We start from the raw sequence: 20,482 nt of genomic DNA on the forward strand, positions 1-20,482 counted from the left end.
CTCCCGGCGCCTCCTTTGCGTCCGTCTATGGCGCCGAACTCTCGAAACCGGTGCGGGTCATGGTTCCCCACACCTGCTTCTTGCCGCGCAGCGCCGCCCACCAACCCTGCATCCGCCACACCGCGGTGAGCTGGCGGTAGCCAACGTTTTCGATCACAGAAACGGACAGGGCAACCCAGAGGTCCCTCCACCGGTTGTAGCGGTGGAAGGAGGCTTCCTCCACCAGTAGCGCCATCAGGGACACGAAGATGGCGTAGAGGTACGCCACAGCAATGAACGCAAGCGCGTAGGGGACGTTCACCACACCGAGCAGCAGCCCCAACGGGACAATGAAGATCCCGAACAGTTCAATCGCAGGGGCAATGAGCTCGAAGATCCAGTAGTAGGGCAACGCGATCATGCCCACGGATCCATAGCGCGGATTGAAAGTCATGCCGCGGTACTTGGTGAGGACTTCCCACAGACCGCGGTGCCACCGCCGTCGTTGTCGTGCCAGGACAGCAGCGCTGGAAGGGACTTCCGTCCAGCACACCGGCTCGGCAATGAAGATGACGCGGTACTTCCGCTTCTCCTCGCGCATCAGCTTGTGCAGCCGCATGACCAGTTCGAAGTCTTCGCCGATGCTGTCCGCATCCAGCCCGCCCGCCCGAATGATCAGGTCGCGGCGGAACATTCCGAAAGCACCCGAAATGAGGATGAGCGAGTTCAGCTGCGACCACCCGGCACGGCCGAGCAGGAAGGAGCGCAGATATTCGACGATCTGGATGCGGGCGAAGTAATTCTTCGGCATATTGACGCTGACCACGCGGCCCGCGACCACCTCGCACCCGTTGGCCACCCGCACCACGCCCCCGGTCGCGATCACGTGCTCCGGATCATCCGTGAAGGGCTTGGAAACAACAAGGAGGGAATCAGGATCCAGCAGGCTGTCGGCGTCGACCATCACCACCAGGTCCTTTGACGCGACGTTCAGGCCCATGTTCAGCGAGTCCGACCGCCCCGAGTTCTCCTTGTCGACAACGATGATAGGCAGTGCCGTATCCCGTGCGCGGTAAGTGCGGCGGACAGCCCCGCGAACGGGAACCTTGATGGACACCTCCCTTTGGTCCTCGACGAGGTCGTAGACATCGATCAGCGTCTGCAGGGTCTCGTCAGAACTGCCGTCATTGATGACAACAACTTCGTGATCGGGATAACGCAGGTCGAGCACCGCGCGAACCGACGCGGCAATGACGGCGCCCTCGTTATAGGCGGGCATGAGGACCGAGATCCCCGGGCTGAGCGGCGAAGCGGCAGTGACGCGGGATCCGGTGAAGGACTGCCTGCGAAGATGCGACGTGAAGTTCACGCTCGCGAAGATAATCAGCAACAGCAGCGAAGTGTTGATCACGATGAAATAGGCGAGCACGGGGTAGGCCGTGATTTCGAAAAGCCACTGTATTCCTGCCCTCAGCGGCTCCAGTATGTTGTCCACCCGGGTTCCCTACGCGTCCACGAGGATACGGCGAACGTCGGCGTCGGCCCGCTCCATAACGTGCCGGCGTACCTCGCGGGCCTCGGCGCCGGGCATCGCCCGGAGCGCTTCCCCGGCTGCCTGACGGACCGACGACGACGCACTGCTCGAACAGGAGATTTCCGCGAGCTCGCTGGTGGCCGGCTTGTAACTCAACCTGCCCAGCGATCTGGCGCACGCAGCAACAACGACGTCGGACGCGTTCTCCCGGCCTCCCTCCGCCAGCAGACATTCGAACAGGGCCTCTGCAGCCTCCGACATCAGCAGCATTCCCACAACCGCTGCCGAGCCATAACGGATTCCGGCGTCGCGGTCCCGCAGACCCTCGATATACACCGTGGGATCCTGATCGGGAAGGTTGAGCAGAGCTGTGGCGGCGACTGAGTGGGGAATGCCGCTGGTCAGCGAGAGTGCGTCGACCAGATGCCCTCCGGCTTCCGGCCGGGCGGCAACGCCGAGAGCACGTGCGGCCACGAGGCGGACTTCGAGGTTTTTGTCCCGTAACGCTGCGGTAAGGGGCCTGATGACCTCGCTTCCGCCGAGAACGCCGAGGAGTTCCGCAGCTCCGGCCCGCTGGATAGCGCTGCGGGAGCTGATCCGCTGGAGGGAGCGACGGAGGAGCCCGCGGGCTGCGAGGACGCTGATCATCGCCTCGCGTACATCGCCGCGGACCTCCGGGATCATACGCAGCAGGGTCTGCTCCACGTGGTCGCCGAGAGGGCCGGGAGTCGAAGCGAGTTCCTGTACGAGGGCATCGAGGGCCTCATCCTCCGCAACGGCAAGCGCCATGATGCGGCTGCGGACGGCGTTCTCGTGGACGGTCCGCCGGCGCTCACGCGCATGGCGGGAGCCCTTGATGACGACGACGGCGGCGAGCGCAACAATGCACCCCACCACCAGTACGACGACGGCGATCGCCAGTACGTCCCATGAGACCAGCACGGGCGCTAACGGGCGAGGATGCCGGCAACCCTGGCGGCGAGTTCGCGCGGGCTGAACGGCTTGACCACATAATCGGTGATCCCCGCTGCGAAACCGCTCTCGATGTCGCGTTCCTGGTTCTTGGCGGTCAGCAGGATGACGGGGACGGAGACCGGCGGTTCCGCTGCACGCATCATCCGGACCATGTCCACCCCGGACATGCCCGGCATCATGACATCGGAGATCACAAGGCTGTAGCCATTGTTGGTCGCCAGTTCGAGGCCGGCAACGCCGTCTCCGGCGGTTTCGACCTCGTACCCGCTGGACTCGAGTTTGGTGGAGACGAGGTCACGGATGTCCGCGTCGTCGTCGACAACCAGAATCTTGTGTGGCATTTCAGACCCTTCCCGCATTGCAGACTGCCCGCTTTCCCATAGCGTAATCGACTGCCGCCCGCGCGATGGGCGGTTTATGTGCAGGAACGCGGAAGGATTGCCGCAAGGACAGCCTTGCAGGAGGTCCGGATGCAGAGAGTGTCGGCGCAGCAAAAAGCCCCCGGTTTCCCAGGGGCTTCCAGTGGTGGCTCCGACCGGCGTCGATCCGGTGACCTTTCGATTTTCAGTCGAACGCTCTACCAACTGAGCTACAGAGCCTTGCAACCATCATGCGATGATCACCGTCGACGATCGGATTTCTCCGGCCGTCTCAGCGACCCTGACGGGACTTGAACCCGCGACCTCCGCCGTGACAGGGCGGCGCGCTAACCAACTGCGCTACAGGGCCTTGCGATTTTGCAAGAGTTTCATCCTACCAGCACGGTAACCGTGCCTCAGACCAGACTCCTGCGTACCCCCAACGGGATTCGAACCCGTGCCGCCGCCGTGAAAGGGCGGTGTCCTAGGCCGCTAGACGATGGGGGCCTGGACCACACAAGTGCTTTACTCCTCGTTGTGGACCTCTAAAACTATAGGGCCTCGATCTCGATTACACAAAACCCGGCGATCACCGGCGGAACGTACCCAAAAGAGCCGGCAGTAGAGTTTTCTCCGTGCCCATAGAGATGAGTCTCGACGACTTCGAGTCGGCTGTTGACGACGCGATCGACCAGATCCCCGACAAGCTCGCGCGGGCAATGAACAATGTGGCGATCTTTGTTCGAGAGGAGTTCGAGCCGGGTCCTGGCGAGGAACCGGACCCTGACCTGCTCGGCCTCTATGAGGGAACCCCGCTGACCGAACGGGACTCGTGGTGGGACGCCGGATCGCTGCCCGACCGGATCAGCATCTTCCGGCAACCCCTTCTACGGATGTGTGAAAGCCGCGAGGAGCTCGTCAACGAAATCCTTATCACCGTGATCCACGAAGTAGCCCACCACTTCGGCATTGACGACGAGCGCCTGCACGAACTGGGCTGGGGATAACCGCGCGCGCCACAGGCCGGGCTTCATACTGGTTACATGGGTGCCTCACACGGACATCCCGTCACTGCAACGGGAAAACACCGCAAAAAGCTGGTGCTGGTTGTGGCGATCACGCTCGCCGTCGTCGTCGTTCAGGTCATCGGTGCGGCGCTGTCCGGATCACTGGCCCTGCTCGCTGACGCGGGCCACATGCTTTCCGACGCCGCAGGCGTTTTCATCGCGCTGCTTGCCTCCTGGATCGCTACCCGGCCCGCCACTGTCCGTAGCACCTACGGCCACCAGCGGGCGGAAGTCCTCGCCGCTCTCGCCAACGCCATCATCCTCGTGGTGATCGCCGTCGTCATCAGTATCGAAGCCTTCCGCAGGCTGGGTGAGCCGACCGACGTGCGCACTGACATCATGCTGGTCGCCGCGCTCCTGGGCGGGACGGCCAATCTCGCCTGCCTGCTGATCCTGCACGGCGGCCACAAGGAAAGCCTCAATCTGCGCGGTGCCTACCTGGAGGTGCTGGGAGACCTGCTGGGGTCGGTCGCCGTGGTGGTTGCCGCCGTCGTCATTGCGCTCACCGGGTTCCGGCAGGCTGATGCCATTGCCTCGATCCTTATCGCGGTGATGATCCTGCCTCGCGCATGGAGCCTGTTGAGCGACGTCATCAACGTGCTGCTGGAGTCGGCACCCAAGGGCGTGGACCCGGCGATGATCCGGGAGCACATCCTGAAGGTCCAGGGGGTGGTCGACGCGCATGACATCCACGCCTGGACCATCACGTCCGGCGTGCCGGTTTTCTCGGCCCACGTTGTGGTGGACGCCGAAAGCCTCAACGCGGAGGGCGTGGATTCCATGCTCGACCGGCTTGCCCACTGCCTCAGCAACCACTTCGACACAGAACACTGCACCTTCCAGCTTGAACCGCTGGAGCATGCGGTGCACGAGAACCGGCAGCACGCCTGACGCGGCCACGACACGCCGGAAAGGCCGTTCAGCACAAATGACACCGTTGTTGTTTACGATACTGCTGTGACAAATGTTGCTAAAGTGACATTTGTAGCCCTATCCTCGGACAGTCTGGTTGCCGTCCGAGGATCGAGCTATGCCGCAAACCTTCCCCAAGCGCGGGTTCTCCGTGCTCTCCGCCATGCTTGCCGGTTCGCTGCTCACTGTCGGGCTGACGCCGTCGGCCGCATTCGGCGCACCGGACCTGCCGAGTGCCAGCGAGATTTCAGCCGCAAAGGACAACACCGCGCGGACTGGTGAACTTGTCACGGAGATCGAAGGCATTCTCGAGAACGCTGCCGCAGAACTGCAATCCGTGCAGGTGGAGTCCCTGAAGACGCAGGGCGCTTACATCGACACCCTGGCTGAACTGGAGGAGCGGCGATGGACGGCCCAGCGGCTCTCGGCGCTGGCATTGCAGGCGGAGGAGACCTACCGCACCGCTTCAACGGAGCTCGGACACCTTGCGGGGGACATCTACCGCGCCGGCGGCATCATGCCCGACGGCAGCCTCCTTGCCTTCGCCCAGGACCCGGGAAGCATCATGTACCAGGCTTCCACCGTCGAGGGTTTGGCTGCTTCCCGGTCACGGACGGTCAGTCAGGCTGAGACAGCGGCGAGCTCGCTGGAGTCGCTGCAGACAGATGCCCGGGACGCGGAGCAGGCTGCCGCCGAAGCGGCGGACGCGGCGAAAAAGGCGGGCGCCGCAACCGAAGCCGCCATGGCCTCGGCCGAACAGCTGGTTGAGGAAAAGCAGGCGGAACGCGAAACGCTCGTTACGCAACTGGCTCAGCTGCGGAACACCACCGCCGCTCTGGAGGAACAGCGGATCGCCGGGCTTGAGCAGGAACGCCGTGAAGCAGAGCTCGCACGCATCCTCGCAGCATCCGCCGAGGCTGCGACTGCGGCGCCTGCTGGGACCCAAGCAGCAGCTCCGCAATCCGCAGCTCCCGCGCCGGCGCCCCCGGCACGGAACACTCCCCCGGCTCCAGCACCCGTATCTCCGGTACAGCCGCCGGCAGTCGAGCGGCCCGCCGTTCCACTACCCCGTCCGACGACGCCGGCCCCTGCGCCGAGGCCCACACCAGTACCGGCCCCTGCCCCTGCACCGGCTCCCCGACCGGCACCTGTTACGCCTGCACCGGCTCCCCGACCGGCACCTGTTACGCCGGCACCAGCACCAGCACCTGCACCAGCTCCGGCACCAGCTCCGGCACCTGCACCTGCACCTGCACCTGCACCTGCACCGGCTCCGCCGGCAACCAACACCGGCCGCGTGGCCGCGGCCGTCAATTACGCCCGTGCCCGCGTTGGAGCACCATACTCCTACCAGTGGGGCGGCAACGGACCCCGGGGCTATGACTGCTCCGGGTTGGTCCAGCAGGCCTTCGCCTCGGGCGGCATCTCGTTGCCCCGGACGGCGTCCGCGCAGTTCTACGCCGCACGCACGCATGTCCCGCTTTCACAGGCGCAGTTCGGCGATCTGGTCTTTTGGGGCGAGGGCGCCGGCATCTGGCACGTCGCCATTTATGTCGGCAACAACACTGTGGTCAACGCGCTCAACCCGACCCAGGGCATCCTCGAAGTAAGTCTCGCAAACATGAGCGGGATGGGCGCACTCAACCCGCTTGCTGCCCGTCTCTAGGCCGCCATCGGTCCAAACTTCGAGCGGTCAGTCAGGCGCGGATCCTCACGATCGGGAACCACGAGCACCGGGCCCTTCGCGTGATGCAGCATGCCCTGGCTCGTGGAACCGAGCAGCATGCCGGCGAAGCCCCCGCGACCGCGTGTGCCAAGCACAACCAGCTCCGCCGTGCGTGACGCTTCGATCAGCACCTCAACCGGCGGACCGTCGAGCAGCTCGACTGAGATGCTCAACTGTGGGAAGTGGCTCTGCAGCCATGCCTTCCCCGCGTTGAGCTGAACCATGATCTCGGCGTGGAGGGCGTCCCGATCAACCGGGGTGGGCATCCACGCCAGCGAACCGGTGAACGGCGGAAGCGAACACACCACCCGCAAAGGCATGCCGCGTGATTCCGCCTGCTCGGCTGCGATCAGCGAAGCCATGCGGGCCTGCTCCGAGCCGTCGACGCCGACAACGACAACCTTCTCGACTTCCTCCGCCCGTGGACACGGCTCGCCCTTCGGCTTTGGTGCCGAGACACCTGCTTCATCGAGGCGGGGAGCACAGTAGAGCGGTACGACGGCGGTGGGGCACTTTGAGTGCGCCGGCAGGGCAGAGCTGACCGACCCGAGCAGCCGCCCCACAAAGCCTCCCCTGCCGCGTGAGCCGACGACCATGAGTTCCGCTTCCTCCGAAAGTTCGAGCAGAACTCCTGCGGCGTCCCCGCTTTCGACCCGCGGCACAATCTCCACGTTGTGATGCCGGGCAATCTTTTCGATGGACTGGTCAAGGACTGCCTGCGCGCCCTCCCGGATCACCGAGTCATCCACGGTTGCGTAACCTGCATCCATGCTCGACGCCGCGAAGACCGGCACTGTATATGCGGTCACCACATGTAGCGGAGTGTGGCGACGCTCAGCCTCCTGTGCAGCCCATACCAGGGCACACATGCCCTGGTCCGAGCCGTCAACTCCGACAACGATTCCGCGCCCGTGGGGATGCCCCTGCGTGCCCGGAATTTGAGCCTCCTTCATGTCCGCCTCCTCGCGGTTGAACTACTATTGACACCTTCGCTCAGCCGTCCAGTTATTTCTAGCCTACTCGCCAGTAGGGGGACTATTCAGCGCCCAAAAAGTTATATAGGCTTCGAGAATCGTTATCGGGCGGATGGTCTCCCAGTGGGTTCCCGCCCGCTTTCAGTGCGCTTGGTTGACCCGTTCGCAGCCAAGTGTCCGCACAGCCCGGAAGAGGCGCCGGGCTGTGCGGAATTTTCCTTCCTCCGGAGGTTTCTTCGATGGCGCCAGAGCCGAGTACGCGTGTGGTTCCTGAATCTTTCATGCCCGGCGGGGCAGAGGTGACAACCACGGTGGTGGTCGGTTCCGGGCTGTCCGGCCTGGCCGTCGCCAGCGAGCTGAGCCGCCGAGGCGTTCAAGCCATAGTGGTGGAGAGCATCGAATGTCTGAACTCCGGCCCGAACCGGACCATCATGACGGACTCGGTGTCCCTGTCCGAACGCACTGAACTCCTGCGGCTGCTCCGCTGCTATGCATCCAGCCACTCCCTGGACATTCGGCAGGAAACCGTAGCGGAGGGGTTGTGCATGGTGGGTTATTCGCAGATTCTGCCTGCACCCGTGCTCGGCTCCAAGAAGTGGGCGGTGCAGACCCGGAACGGCGTCCTGCTCGCGGACCATGTGGTTCTGACGAAGTATCCCCAGAACCAGCTGCGGCGCTTCGTACAGTCCCTCGGCCTGGCCCTGGGAAGCGACATCAAGGCGGCTCTGCGCGCTATCGGTCTTTACCTCATCGGAGTCGGCGAGGTGCTGACGCCGACAACCCGTGAGATAGTCCGTCAGGCCAAAGTGATCAGCGACGCAATCGTTTCGCAGGGTGCGCTCACAGCTCAGCGCGTCCAGCCGGTGAAAGCATCCGTCCTGGCCGCGGCAGTTTCCGGCTCCACCCGCCGCACCCCGGCAATCAGTGCCTGAGGCACAACCTACGCGGCGTCGTTACTGCCCTGCTTGAGCCGGCGCCGGGCACCGAGAGCCAGCACTATGGCCAGGGCGATCAATACGGCAATCATCAGGATGACCCCCCAGGACAGGCCGGAGTCTGCTGCTGGCTCCTGGTCAAGCGCGCCGGGGTCAGCTGTTTCAATGGGGCCGGCAGTACCTACCGAAGCCTCGGGAGTTCCCGAAGCTGCAGGAGCATCGGAAGTGGTGCCGCCGTCGGAAGCGGTGAATTCGAACGTTCCCTCGATGGGGTGGGAGTCAGAGGATACCACGCGCCAGTTCACGGTGTAGGTTCCGGCCGGGGCTCCAGCGCGGATGGCCTGCGTGGCCACGGTATCCGTGATGGACACATCTCCCTCCGCCCAGTCCTCGCCTTCAGCGTCGAGCACCTGAACTTCTGACCCGATTGTGGCAGGAACGTTGGTGAACGTGAGTTCAACCGCCCCAGGAACCGTCTCGAGGGTTGCGCCCGGCTCCGGGCTCGATGAGCTCAGTTCCTCATGCGCTGAAGCCGTGTTCGCCGGTCCAACGACCAGGGCAAACGCAATCATCAATACGCCGGCCAGGACCGCGGCGATGCGCTGAAAGGATCGGGCACCGGAAAGCGCGGCCGGGCGTGCTGCAACTACTGCGGAATACTGGGTCATACCTCAAGCCTACGGGAGCGAACTGACAGGATCCTGAGCCGCTCATTGGGTAGACTGCTGACGCGAACTCCCCCACCAACAGAGGAATATCTGTGCCTGCACTGCGCGCCACAATGGACCGCTACTTCCAGCTCACGGCCCGCGGGTCAACCTATTCGCGTGAGATCAGGGGCGGCGTCGCCACCTTCTTCGCAATGAGCTACATCGTGGTGCTGAATCCTCTGATCCTTGCCGGAGCGGACGCCAGCGGCGGCAGCCTCGGCTTCGAGCGGGTGGCCGCGGTAACCGCCCTCGTTGCTGGGCTGCTGACCATCCTCATGGGTGCGTGGGCCAAGTATCCCTTTGCGCTGGCAACCGGGTTGGGCGTCAATGCCTTCGTCGCGATCACCGTTGCCACCAATCCGGAACTTACGTGGCCGGACATGATGGGGCTCGTGGTTCTGGCCGGCCTCACCATGCTGGTGCTGGTTCTCACCGGCTTCCGCACTGCCGTATTCAACGCAGTGCCGGAGAGCCTCAAGACGGCCATCGTCGTCGGAATCGGGCTTTTCATCGCCCTGATCGGTCTCGTGAATGCGGGCTTCGTCCGACGGATCCCTGATGTTGCAGAGACCACCGTGCCGGTCGGATTGGGATTCGGTGGCGTACTCCTCGGCTGGCCCACCCTCGTTTTCGTCTTTGGCCTGATCCTCACGATTGCGCTGGTGGTCCGGAAGGTCCGCGGCGGTATCCTGATCGGCGTTGTCGCCGCCACGATCCTCGCCGTCATCATTGAGGCGGTGGCGAATGTCGGGCCCAGCGTGGGCCCGGAGGGCTCCAATCCGCAGGGCTGGTCGCTCGTTGTTCCGGAGCTTCCGGCCGGGGCCTGGATCGGTCTCCCCGACCTGAGCCTGATCGGCAGTGTCAGCGTTTTCGGAGCATTCGGCAGCCTCGGGGCAACGGCCGCCCTGCTGCTGACCTTCACCATTCTGCTGAGCATCTTTTTCGACGCGATGGGCACCATGGTGGGTCTCGCGAATGAGGCAAAGCTGGTGGACAAGCAGGGCAACATTCCCGGCGTCGACCGCGTCCTCATTGTCGACGCCCTGGGAGCGGTGGCCGGCGGAGCGGGCTCCGTCTCCTCCAACCAGATCTACGTTGAATCGGGCGCCGGCATCGGCGAAGGCGCGCGCACCGGCATCGCCAACATCGTGACCGGACTGCTGTTCCTCGTGGCCATGTTCTTTACGCCGCTGATCTCGCTGGTGCCGTTCGAGGCGGTGGCGCCGGCCCTCGTCGTCGTTGGTTTCATGATGGTGTCCCAGGTGGGCCGCATTGACTGGCAGGACTGGGGAATTGCCATTCCGGCCTTCCTGACGTTCACGCTGATGCCGTTCACCTATTCGATCGCCAACGGACTGGGCGCAGGGTTCGTCGCGTACGTCCTGGTGCGGACGTTCCAGGGCAGGGCCAGGGAGATTCACCCGCTGATGTGGGCAGTGGCTGGCGCCTTCGTGGTGTTCTTCGGGATCGGCCCGATCGAGCAGCTGCTCGGCGTCGGCTGACCCCCTCCACGTTGATTCGGCAGGACACGCCCCTTTTGCACGTGCATTGAGGGCGTGTCCTGCCAACTCACGGAGCGGGGTAGGTCAGCGCGCGGACCAGCCGCCGTCCATCGTGTAAGACGCGCCGGTCACCATCCCGGCCTGCTCGGACGCCAGCCATCCCACGAGCGAGGCAACCTCCGCCGGCTCCACGAGCCGCTTGATGGCGCTCTCGGTCAGCATGATCCGTTCGAGCACCTCGTCCTCGCTGATGTCGTGCAGCCGCGCCTGGTCCGCGATCTGGTTCTCCACGAGCGGTGTCCGCACATAGCCGGGGTTCACGCAGTTGCTGGTGACTCCGTGCGGTCCTCCTTCCAGCGCCGCAACCTTGGACAGCCCCTCCAGCCCGTGCTTGGCGGACACGTAGGCGGATTTGAACGGCGATGCCCGCAACCCATGCACCGAAGACACGTTGATGATCCGACCGAACTTGTTGGCGTACATGGACGGCAGGGTGGCACGCATCAGCAGGAACGGCACCTCGAGCATCAGTGTGTGGATGCGCCGGAAGTCAGCCGGCTCAAACTCCTCGATAGGCTGCACGACCTGGATCCCGGCGTTGTTCACGAGGATGTCCGCGTCGAGGGTCATCTCCTCCAACGCTGCCGTGTCCAGCAGGTCAACGGCCCACGCCTCGCCCTTGATTTCCTTGGCGACGACGCCGGCGCCCTCCGCGTCGCGGTCCGCCACCACCACATACGCTCCCTGGGCAGCCAACTCCCGTGCGCACGCAGCACCGATGCCGCTCGCCCCGCCGGTGACGATCGCACGCCGCCCGGCCAGCAATCCGACTGAAGCGGGTGAGGAGAACGACGGCGACTGTGCGGTGGGGCGCAAGCCGCCGTCGTCGTTCTGGTGTGCCGCAGGCATCCCTAGCTGTCCCTGCCGACCGAGATGCCGTGGCGCTCAGCGTCAGCAGCGTCGATGTCCCGCAGCGACGCTCCGCGCGTTTCGCGCAGCGTGAGGACGGCAATCGCAGTCACTACGCACGCTCCAAGGACATAGAGCGCCACACCGAGCCAGGAACCGGTCTCCTGCAGAATCGCGGTGGCAATGATCGGCGCAAGCGAACCCGCAAGGATCGACGTCACCTGGTAGCCAAGCGAAACGCCGGAGTAGCGCATGCGGGTCGGGAACATCTCGGCCATGATCGCGGGCTGGCCGGCGTACATCAGCGCGTGGAAGCACAGTCCGATGGTCACGGCCAGGATGATGATCACGGGGTTCTGGGTGTCGAACATCGGGAAGGCGAAGAACGCCCAGCTCGCGCCGAGTACAGCGCCCGCCAGGTAGACAGGCTTGCGTCCGAACCGGTCCGACAGCCGGCCGACCTGCGGGATCACGAAGAAGTGCACAACGTGTGCGATCAGCAGCGCCAGCAGCAGTGAACTGGTGTTGTACTCGTGGACCTGGGAGAGGTAGACGATAGAGAAGCTGACGATGATGTAGTACAGGATGTTCTCCGCGAACCGCAGGCCCATGGCGCCGAGAATGCCCTTCGGGTACTTCTTCACTACCTCGAAGACGCCGTAGCTGATCGCCTTTTCGCGCTCGACCTGTTCGCGTGCCTCAAGGAAGATGGGGGATTCGCTGACGTGGGTGCGGATGTAGTACCCGATGACCACGATGACGGCGGAGAGCCAGAAAGCCACGCGCCAGCCCCAGCTGATGAATTCATCCTCCGGCAGGATCGAGGACATCGTCAGCAGCACTACGGTTGCCAGCAGGTTGCCGACGGGCACGGCCGCCTGCGGCCAGCTCGACCAGAATCCGCGGGATTTGTTGGGGCTGTGTTCGGCGACCAGCAGGACTGCACCGCCCCACTCGCCTCCCACTGCGAAGCCCTGGACGAAGCGGAGGATCACGAGCAGTGCCGGCGCCCAGTAGCCGATTGAGTTGAACCCGGGCAGGCAGCCCATCAGGAACGTGGCAACGCCGACCAGGATGATGGTGACCTGAAGCGTGTGCTTGCGGCCCAGCTTGTCGCCGATCTGCCCGAAGAAGATGCCGCCGAGGGGGCGGGCGACGAAGCCGACGGCGTAGGTCAGGAAGGCCGCGATGATCGCATCCAGCGGGGTGTCCGCGTTGGGGAAGAACACGATGCCGAAGACCAGCGAAGCCGCCGTCGCGTAGAGGAAGAACTCATACCATTCGACAACGGTGCCCACCATGGAGGCTGCGACGATCTTCTTGAGGCCTGTTGGTGCCTCGTCGGTGTTTTCAGCCGGATTCCTGCCGGGTTGGGCTGGACGGGAACTGACGCTCATGTGCTGCTCCTTCTGTGTCGGCGCTGACACTTTCCATCTGTTGAGACGCTTGTGACGACTGTCACGGGGTTTGGGCCTCATTGAGTATGCCTGCACAGCGGAACGCACTTCAATGACCAGTTGCGCAGAGCAAATCTGCGAAAATGCAGATATGCCCCTCCAGCCAGATGACCTGCTCATCCTCCTTGCCGTTTCCCATACCGGTCGTTTCACCTCGGCGGCCGAGAGCCTGGGGCTGAATCACACCACGGTGTCACGGCGGATCTCGGTCCTTGAGCGCTCCCTGGGCGGGCATGTCCTTGTGCGGGCGAGCGGCGGTTGGGAGCTGACGGACCTCGGTCTGCGGGCGGTTGCCGCAGCGGAGGAGGTCAAGCGCGCGCTTTCGGCGCTGGAAGCGAACGACGACGGCGCGAGCCGGCTTTCCGGCGTCGTGCGCATCAGTGCCACTGACGGTTTCAGCGCCTATGTCGCGGCGCCGGCTTTTGCGCGGCTGCGGCGCGACCATCCGCAGCTCAGCGTCGAGATCGTCGCGGCGACCCGGCGGGCATCGCAGACCCGCAGCGGCCTAGATCTCGAGGTGGTTGTCGGTCGCCCGCAGGTCCACCGTGCCGAGGCGATCCGGCTGGGTGAGTATGTTCTGGGTCTCTACGCCTCGCGGGAGTACCTGGCCGAGTACGGGAGGCCGTCGACTATTGAGGAGGTTCTCGAGCATCCGCTCGTCTACTTCATCGACTCGATGCTGCAGGTCGACAGCCTCGACACGCCGCGGCGCCTGCTGCCGAGCATGAAGGATTCGCTGAGTTCGACCAATGTGTTTGTCCATGTTGAAGCCACGCGTGCCGGTGCCGGCATCGGCCTGCTGCCCTGCTTCATGGCCAACCTGCACGGTGATCTGGTGCGGCTGCTGCCTGACGAGGTCGCCGAGCGGTTGGGTTACTGGCTCGTGGCGCGTCCGGATTCGCTGCGGCAACCGGCGGTTGCCGCCGTCGTCGGCGCACTCCGGGAGGCAACCGACGCATTTGAGGGGAGGCTGCTGGGTACGGACTAGCCCGTCGAGTTGGCAGGACACACCCCTTTTGACGCTGTATTGGGGGCGTGTCCTGCCAACTCACGTTAGTCGGTGAGGACCGCAGCTCCGCTGATGAAGCGGGCTACCTGGTTCTCCCGCCACAGGTGCGCCGGCACTCCGCCGCCAAGCAACTCACGGGCCAGCCCGGGATCCTCGCCGAGTGGAGCATCGCTACCGGCAAGAATGACGTTTCCGTAGCGCCGGCCCTTGAGCATCGCCGGGTCCGCGATGATCACCGTGTGGGTGAAAGCCGCGGAGATGGTCGCTGCCTCGCGCCGGGCCATCGACAGGTCCGGCGAATCCCCGCAGTTGACGACATAGACGCCGGCCGCGTCCAGGACCCGTTTGGCGTGCTGAACAAACTCGACGGTGGCCAGCGGGGCTGGAGTGCGGCTACCCGCGAAGACATCCCGAATGATGAGGTCACGGCTGCTGTCCGACAGTGACTCCGTGACCTCGCGCGCTTCACCGACGCGGATTCGCAGCAGCGGTGCCCTGGGCAGGTCGAACCACTCGCGCACCAGGCCTGCGAGCGCGCCGTCGAGCTCGACGACCACCTGCCGCGCATCGGGAAAGGTTACGGCGAAACTGCGCGCCAGTGAGCAGGCGCCCCCGCCGAGATGAAGGGCCCGCAACCGGAACGTGGACGGCCACTGTGAGGTTGTCAGCGAACTGATCCAGCGCATGTACTCGAAATCGAGCCGCGCAGGGTCAGCGAGGTCGATGTGCGAGCTCGGCACACCGTTGATGTGCAGCACCCAGCCGTTGGGATTGAACCGGTCCGGAACCAGCTCACACGTGCCCGTGTCGATGGCGTGGATGCCTGGAAGCGGGCCGCCGTCGGGGCCGGCCGTTCCTTTGCGCTCCCTTTGGCGTCCCACTGGTCCTTAAGCTTTCATTCGTTTGTCCGGCGTGGAACGCACCATCCGGATCTCGTTGAGCCCGTTCCACCGCTCGGACAGCTGCTCGCGCGTACCGTCCGGCGCAAACCCGAGCTTGCGGTAGAAAGCAATGGCCCGTTCGTTGCCGTCCAGCACCCAGACGCACGCGGCGGCGTCGCCGATCGCCGCATCGGCCAGCTCCCGCCCGAGCCCAGTGCCGTAATACTCCTCCAGCACGTACAGCATGGACAGTTCGACAGGGGCGGGAGGGTTATCGCCCCGCGCCTCGCCGCCCGCGGCAATACCGACGATTTCGCCGTCGTCATTCACCGCAACGAGCGGCGCGCTTCCGCTCTCCTCGAATCCCATCCGCCAGGCTTCCGCGATGGCATCGATGCCGTCATCGAGGCCATCGAGAATCTCGTCGCTGAGCTTCCCGCGGTAGGCCTGCCGCCACCCCTGGTTCTTCATGCGCAGTGCGGCTTCAGTCTCGTCGATGCGAAGGGGGCGGATGGTGACCATGGCGTTCATGCTATCCGCCCCTGGGAACCATCCCTGCTACAAGGAAGCCCATCCCCGCTGCGAGGCGGAGCGTGACACTCGCAATCAGCCGCGGTGCATCCGGAACATCGGCTTGTAGTGCCATACCGGGCCGCAGAGCGCTGTGGTTCCGTCGGGAACAAACCCGTTGCGCGCATAGAACCGTTCCGCACGCGGGTTGTCATTCAGGATCCAGAGATACGCCGGCGAAGCGCCGATCGCCGCCTCAAGCAACCGCTGGCCCAGCCCCGAACCATGCGTGGAAGTGAGGGTGTAGATGTGGTGGAGCTCAAAGTCGGGGCGGTCCTCATCCCTGCCGGGGCCCGAGGCGGCAATTCCAACCGGCCGCCCTCCGGCGTCGAACGCCACCCAACTGGTGACGCCCTCTTCGGCGGACAACGCAGCCCGCCGGCGCTCGACAAGCTTCGGCAGCTCGGCGTCGTAGTGGTCATGGAACTGTCGCGGCATGATGTGCGCGTAGGTTTCGTGCAGGGCGGCGACGTGCGTGCGCGAGTAGGCTTCGGCGTCGTCGGCTGTTGCTTTACGGATGAGGAATTGTGTTTTAGTTGACGACTGCGACCGCAAACCCATCCCAGTCCTTGGATCCAACGGTCTGCAGGGCGGTTGCTTCAAGGCGCGGGTGGGTGCCGAGGATCTCGAGCGCCCGGCGGATGCCGCGCACGTCATCATCCCCGCCCTCGCCGAGCACCGCTCCCCCGCGCACCACGTTGTCCAGCACGATCACCGAGCCCGGGCCGGACAGCTTCACCGCCCATTCCAGATACTCCGGATTGTTCGCCTTATCCGCGTCGATGAAAAAGAGGTCATAGGGTCCGGTCAGCGTTGGAAGCGTGTCAAGTGCCGCCCCCACGTGCACCGTGACCTTGTGCCCGACGCCGGCCCCCTCCAGATTGCGCCGCGCCACTTCCGCATGCGCCGGCTCAAATTCGCAGGATTCGACAGTGCCGTCGTCGGGAATTCCCCGCGCCAGCCAGATAGTGCTGAACCCGCCCAGCGTGCCGATCTCCAGGACGCGCCGTGCGCCGTGGATCCGGGCGAGCAGCATCAGGAACTTGCCCTGCCCCGCAGTGACTTCAATGGCAGGCATCCCGGCGTTGCGGGTGTTCTCGACGGCAGCGTCCAGCGCGTCATCGGGCTGAACCACCGTGCGGTTGAGATAGCGGTCCATCTCCGCCCAGTTGCTCATGCGTGCCCCTGATACTCGTCCATTTCATCGATGGCCCGCTCCAGGCGCTCCACCTTTCCGGTCAGCTCTCCCGTGCGGCCGGGACGGATGTCGGCCTTGAGTACCAGGGAGACGCGGCTGCCGTACTTGGCCACGGCTTCTGTGGCGCGTTTGACCACGTCCATGACTTCATCCCATTCACCCTCGATCTCGGTGAACATGGAACTGGTGGAGTTGGGCAGGCCTGAATCGCGCACGATCTTCACCGCTTCAGCCACGGCGGCGTGAACCGAACCGTCTGCGTTGTCGGCAGGGTCTTCGTGGGCGCCGCCGGGCCTGCCGGAGGGGGCAACTGAGAAGGCTACGAGCATGGGAAACAGTCTGTCAGGTTTGACGCCGCCGGTCACCCGTTTTTCCGCGCTTCGGTCAGAGTCCAGCGCCATCCAATCGTGAAAGAGCCAACAGTGACTATGCACCTGCAATCGTGCAGGATGAAGTAATGACCACCCGCGGAATTTATGTCAGCGCCATGGCCCCCGGCTCCGGCAAATCGCTCATTTCCCTGGGATTGGCAAGCATGCTGCAGGGGCACGCGGACCGGATCGGCTTCCTGCGGCCCATCTCGGAGGCAGAAGACGGCGCCGACGACCCGATGGTCCTGCTGATGAGGCGGGCATTCGGCCTCGATGCGAAAACGGCGCGCAGCGGCATGACCCGTGCAGAGGCGCGCGCCCTCCTCGTCTCCGGCGAGCGCGAAGAAATCGACGCCCGCTGCGTCGCCGTCTACAGCGAAATGGCGCAGTCGTGCGATGTCATCATCGTTGAGGGAACCGACCTGAGCGGGCAGGATGCCGCCGTCGAGTTCGATCTCAACGCACGGCTGGCAAACAATCTGGGCGCGATGGTTCTCGCAGTGGTGAGCGCAAAGGACATGACCTCCGCTGAAGCCGCCGACGCCGTCGACGTCGCCCGCCGGGAACTCGACGCAGCGCAGGTCTCGCTGCTGGCAATGATGGTGAACCGGGCGGCCGAAGACGCCGTTGGTGCCATCCGCGAGCAGGTACGGCCGGGCAAGTCCGGACGGCCGGTTTACGTCATCCCTGAGCTCAGCGAAATCTCCCAACCAACCATGTCAGAGGTCGCGGACGCACTCGGTGCCCGTCATATCGCCGGCGGGGCAACCCTCGAACGCGATGTTTCCTCGATCCGCGTCGCCGCAATGAACGTTGGCCACTTTCTGGAACTGCTCACGGACGGCGCGCTGGTAATTGTGCCCGGTGACCGCGCCGACGTACTGGTGGCTACCGTGGCGTCGTCGTTCTCGCCTGAGTTTCCTGTGCCCTCCGGCATGATCCTCACCGGCGGCCTTACCCCCGATCCCAATGTCCTTGCGCTGCTGGCCCATGCCACCTTCCCGGTCTTCGCCGTCGACGACGACACCTACACCGCTGCGAAGCGCGTCAGTGAAGTGCGCGGTGAGATTGCGACCGGCCTTCGCCGGAAGGCTGCTGCGGCCCTCGGCGTGTGGGCACGGCAGGTGGATGCCACTGAGCTGCTCGAGCGGCTTGAGTTGCCGCGGCCCGTGAAGATGACGCCGCTGCGCTTCCTGCACGAGCTCATTGAAAAGGCCCGCGCGGACCGGAAGCACATTGTCCTTCCCGAGGGAACAGACGAGCGGATCCTGCGCGCAGCCGAGATTCTCAGCCGCCGGGACGTCTGCGACCTGACCATCCTCGGATCCGAGTCGCAGATCCGCGAGGGCGCCGCCAGCCAGGGTATCGATCTCTCCGGACTCACGCTGGTGGACCCCGCAACCTCGGAGCTGCGGGAGGAATTCGCAGCTGAGTACGCGCGCCTCCGCGCGCACAAGAACGTGTCGCTCGACGACGCCAGGGACCGCATGCTCGACGGCTCCTACTTCGGCACCATGATGGTCCAGCTCGGCCATGTTGACGGCATGGTGTCCGGTGCCGCGCACACCACGGCCAACACCATCCGGCCGGCGCTTGAGTTCGTGAAGACGAAGGAGGGCGTGAAGATCGTTTCCTCCGTGTTCCTGATGCTTCTGAGGGACCGCGTGCTGGTCTACGGTGACTGCGCGGTCAACCCCGACCCCACCGAGGAACAACTCGCCGACATCGCTGTGGCCTCCGCTGAAACGGCAGCGCAATTCGGAGTGGATCCCCGCGTGGCCATGCTGTCCTACTCCACCGGTGAATCCGGTGCGGGCGGCGCAGTGGACGAGGTTCGGCGGGCCACGGAGCTGGTGCGATCGCTTCGCCCCGAGCTTCCGGTGGAAGGACCCATCCAGTACGACGCCGCGGTTGACGCCTCGATAGCCTCGTCGAAGCTCCCGGAGTCCTCGGTTGCCGGGCAGGCAACCGTGTTTATATTCCCCGATTTGAATACCGGCAACAACACCTATAAGGCGGTCCAACAGTCCGCCGGTGCTGTCGCCGTCGGGCCCGTCCTGCAGGGGCTGCGCAAGCCGGTCAATGACCTCTCCCGCGGCTGCACCGTTGAAGACATCGTGAATACCGTTGCCATTACCGCCGTCCAGGCACAGGGCACACCAGCGCAGGAGGCGTCATGATCATCCTCGTCATCAACTCAGGTTCGTCGTCCCTCAAGTACCAGGTCCGGGATTCGCTGAGCGGAGAGCGCCTCGCCAACGGGTTGATCGAACGGATCGGCGACACGGCGAACGGCGGCCCGAAAGACCACACCGAAGCGCTCGACCGGGTGACCGAGGAGCTGGACGCTGCCCTGCACGGCAAGTCCATTGACGCCGTCGGCCACCGGGTGGTGCACGGCGGTGAGCGGTTCAGCGAGCCGGTGCTCATCACCAACGAGATCATCCGTGCCATCGACCGCCTCAATCCTCTGGCGCCGCTGCACAACCCGGCAAACGTGCAGGGCCTCCGAGCCATCGCCGAGCGGTGGCCGGACATGCCGCAGGTAGCGGTATTCGATACGGCCTTCCACCGCACCCTGCCCGAGCACGCCTGGCGATACGCCGTTCCCGACGCGCTGTACAAGCAGTACGGTATCCGCCGCTACGGCTTCCATGGCACGTCCTTTGAGTACGTTGCGCGGCACTCCGCCGATCTGCTCGGCATGCCGGCGGAGGAGTTCACGGGCATCATCGCGCATCTGGGCAACGGCGCCTCCATCACCGCCGTCCAAAACGGGCGCAGCGTGGACACCTCGATGGGTTTCACGCCGCTGGAGGGCCTTGTCATGGGAACCCGGTCCGGCGACATTGATCCGTCGATCCTGCTCTTCCTCAGCCGGGAGGGCTACACGGAGAAAGACCTCGACCAGCTCCTGAACCGCGAATCGGGGTTGAAGGGCCTCACCGGGCACAATGACATGCGCTCGATCGAGGAGTCGGGCGATCCTGCCGGCACCATGGCACTGGAGATCACGTCCTACCGGCTCGCCAAGTACATCGGCGGCTATCACGTCGCGGTGGGCGGGGCGCAGGCGCTTGTGTTCACAGCGGGCATCGGGGAGAACTCGTGGCGTTTCCGGGAGCGGGTAGTGAACCGCCTGGGCGCCCTCGGAGTCTTCATCGACGACGCCGAGAACCAGAAGCCGGGCGGCTCACCACGAGAGATCAGCACGGAGGAGTCAGCGTTTCCGGTCCTCGTGGTGCCCACCGACGAAGAAGCGGCCATCGCGGAGGCGACTGCCGCCGTCGTCGGCTCCGCCTAGCCCCCCGTTCATTTGTCAGGACACGCCCCGAAAGCGCGGGCGAAGTCAAGTAGTGGGGGCAACGCTGGGGTTCATGCCGCTGTGAGCAGCTGGTTCAGCCGGGTGGCTGG

At 64.7% G+C, this 20,482-nt stretch carries 20 protein-coding genes and 3 tRNA genes; 8 read left to right on the plus strand and 15 right to left on the minus strand.

Annotated elements, in window-relative coordinates:
* Positions 1-25: 25 nt before the first annotated feature.
* From Q0877_RS06660 to Q0877_RS06685, 6 genes are all read right to left on the minus strand, one after another.
* On the minus strand, positions 26-1,474 hold the full coding sequence (locus tag Q0877_RS06660; protein WP_299166601.1) for a glycosyltransferase: 1,449 nt from the start codon (positions 1,472-1,474) through the stop codon (positions 26-28).
* Positions 1,475-1,483: 9 nt separating this feature from the next.
* Entirely contained in the window at positions 1,484-2,455 is a 972-nt protein-coding gene (locus Q0877_RS06665) for a HEAT repeat domain-containing protein (RefSeq protein ID WP_299166602.1), read from the minus strand.
* A 5-nt stretch (positions 2,456-2,460) separates the two neighbouring features.
* The gene (locus Q0877_RS06670) at positions 2,461-2,829 is read right to left on the minus strand and encodes a response regulator transcription factor (protein WP_299166603.1); all 369 of its coding nucleotides are present in this window, start codon (positions 2,827-2,829) and stop codon (positions 2,461-2,463) included.
* 182 nt (positions 2,830-3,011) lie between these two features.
* Positions 3,012-3,087 (minus strand) — tRNA-Phe (locus tag Q0877_RS06675).
* 56 nt (positions 3,088-3,143) lie between these two features.
* Positions 3,144-3,217: transfer RNA gene (locus Q0877_RS06680), tRNA-Asp, on the minus strand.
* A gap of 64 nt (positions 3,218-3,281) precedes the next feature.
* Positions 3,282-3,354 (minus strand) — tRNA-Glu (locus Q0877_RS06685).
* Positions 3,355-3,494: 140 nt separating this feature from the next.
* On the opposite strand from Q0877_RS06685, the gene Q0877_RS06690 reads away from it, so the two are divergent.
* The 3 genes from Q0877_RS06690 (at position 3,495) to Q0877_RS06700 (ending at position 6,492) form a co-directional block, all read left to right on the plus strand.
* Positions 3,495-3,854, plus strand: a complete 360-nt coding sequence (locus Q0877_RS06690) for a metallopeptidase family protein (protein WP_299166625.1) — start codon at positions 3,495-3,497, stop codon at positions 3,852-3,854.
* 36 nt (positions 3,855-3,890) lie between these two features.
* Positions 3,891-4,805: a cation diffusion facilitator family transporter gene (locus Q0877_RS06695; protein ID WP_299166604.1), complete on the plus strand. Its 915-nt coding sequence runs from the start codon at positions 3,891-3,893 to the stop codon at positions 4,803-4,805.
* 139 nt (positions 4,806-4,944) lie between these two features.
* Complete coding sequence (locus Q0877_RS06700; RefSeq protein WP_299166606.1) at positions 4,945-6,492, plus strand: NlpC/P60 family protein; 1,548 nt, start codon at positions 4,945-4,947, stop codon at positions 6,490-6,492.
* On the opposite strand, the gene Q0877_RS06705 is transcribed toward Q0877_RS06700, so the two are convergent.
* Entirely contained in the window at positions 6,489-7,505 is a 1,017-nt protein-coding gene (locus tag Q0877_RS06705; protein WP_299166607.1) for a universal stress protein, read from the minus strand. The two genes, Q0877_RS06700 and Q0877_RS06705, sit on opposite strands and share 4 nt — an antisense overlap.
* Positions 7,506-7,765: 260 nt before the next feature.
* On the opposite strand from Q0877_RS06705, the gene Q0877_RS06710 reads away from it, so the two are divergent.
* A complete protein-coding gene (locus Q0877_RS06710; protein WP_299166608.1) occupies positions 7,766-8,458 on the plus strand; it encodes an FAD/NAD(P)-binding protein in 693 nt (230 codons plus the stop codon).
* 8 nt (positions 8,459-8,466) lie between these two features.
* Here Q0877_RS06710 and Q0877_RS06715 read toward each other — a convergent pair whose 3' ends face one another.
* Entirely contained in the window at positions 8,467-9,129 is a 663-nt protein-coding gene (locus tag Q0877_RS06715; protein ID WP_299166609.1) for a copper resistance CopC family protein, read from the minus strand.
* A 113-nt stretch (positions 9,130-9,242) separates the two neighbouring features.
* On the opposite strand from Q0877_RS06715, the gene Q0877_RS06720 reads away from it, so the two are divergent.
* Positions 9,243-10,673: an NCS2 family permease gene (locus Q0877_RS06720; RefSeq protein ID WP_299166626.1), complete on the plus strand. Its 1,431-nt coding sequence runs from the start codon at positions 9,243-9,245 to the stop codon at positions 10,671-10,673.
* An 84-nt stretch (positions 10,674-10,757) separates the two neighbouring features.
* Here Q0877_RS06720 and Q0877_RS06725 read toward each other — a convergent pair whose 3' ends face one another.
* Both Q0877_RS06725 and Q0877_RS06730 read right to left on the minus strand, forming a co-directional pair.
* A complete protein-coding gene (locus Q0877_RS06725; protein ID WP_299166610.1) occupies positions 10,758-11,582 on the minus strand; it encodes a 3-hydroxybutyrate dehydrogenase in 825 nt (274 codons plus the stop codon).
* 2 nt (positions 11,583-11,584) lie between these two features.
* Entirely contained in the window at positions 11,585-12,979 is a 1,395-nt protein-coding gene (locus Q0877_RS06730) for an MFS transporter (RefSeq protein WP_299166611.1), read from the minus strand.
* A gap of 151 nt (positions 12,980-13,130) precedes the next feature.
* Between Q0877_RS06730 and Q0877_RS06735 the strand changes: the two genes are divergently transcribed.
* A complete protein-coding gene (locus Q0877_RS06735; protein WP_299166612.1) occupies positions 13,131-14,027 on the plus strand; it encodes a LysR family transcriptional regulator in 897 nt (298 codons plus the stop codon).
* 65 nt (positions 14,028-14,092) lie between these two features.
* On the opposite strand, the gene Q0877_RS06740 is transcribed toward Q0877_RS06735, so the two are convergent.
* From Q0877_RS06740 to Q0877_RS06760, 5 genes are all read right to left on the minus strand, one after another.
* Complete coding sequence (locus Q0877_RS06740) at positions 14,093-14,929, minus strand: spermidine synthase (protein ID WP_299166613.1); 837 nt, start codon at positions 14,927-14,929, stop codon at positions 14,093-14,095.
* 6 nt (positions 14,930-14,935) lie between these two features.
* A complete protein-coding gene (locus Q0877_RS06745; protein WP_299166614.1) occupies positions 14,936-15,451 on the minus strand; it encodes a GNAT family N-acetyltransferase in 516 nt (171 codons plus the stop codon).
* Positions 15,452-15,535: 84 nt separating this feature from the next.
* Positions 15,536-16,060, minus strand: coding sequence for a GNAT family N-acetyltransferase (locus Q0877_RS06750; RefSeq protein ID WP_299166615.1), 525 nt, complete (start codon positions 16,058-16,060; stop codon positions 15,536-15,538).
* The gene (locus Q0877_RS06755) at positions 16,032-16,676 is read right to left on the minus strand and encodes an O-methyltransferase (protein ID WP_299166616.1); all 645 of its coding nucleotides are present in this window, start codon (positions 16,674-16,676) and stop codon (positions 16,032-16,034) included. The genes Q0877_RS06750 and Q0877_RS06755 overlap by 29 nt, the downstream gene beginning before the upstream one ends.
* A complete protein-coding gene (locus Q0877_RS06760) occupies positions 16,673-17,026 on the minus strand; it encodes a thiamine-binding protein (RefSeq protein ID WP_299166617.1) in 354 nt (117 codons plus the stop codon). The genes Q0877_RS06755 and Q0877_RS06760 overlap by 4 nt, the downstream gene beginning before the upstream one ends.
* 128 nt (positions 17,027-17,154) lie before the next feature.
* Here Q0877_RS06760 and pta point away from each other — a divergent pair, with 128 nt between their 5' ends.
* Positions 17,155-19,248 carry a phosphate acetyltransferase gene (pta, locus tag Q0877_RS06765; protein WP_299166619.1) on the plus strand — a complete coding sequence of 698 codons (2,094 nt, stop codon included), beginning with the start codon at positions 17,155-17,157 and terminating at the stop codon, positions 19,246-19,248.
* Positions 19,245-20,372 carry an acetate/propionate family kinase gene (locus tag Q0877_RS06770; RefSeq protein WP_299166620.1) on the plus strand — a complete coding sequence of 376 codons (1,128 nt, stop codon included), beginning with the start codon at positions 19,245-19,247 and terminating at the stop codon, positions 20,370-20,372. Before pta ends, Q0877_RS06770 begins: the two co-directional genes overlap by 4 nt.
* Positions 20,373-20,482: the final 110 nt, after the last annotated feature.

It is taken from the genome of uncultured Arthrobacter sp. (assembly GCF_947495145.1).
Taxonomy (GTDB): Bacteria; Actinomycetota; Actinomycetes; order Actinomycetales; family Micrococcaceae; genus Arthrobacter_D.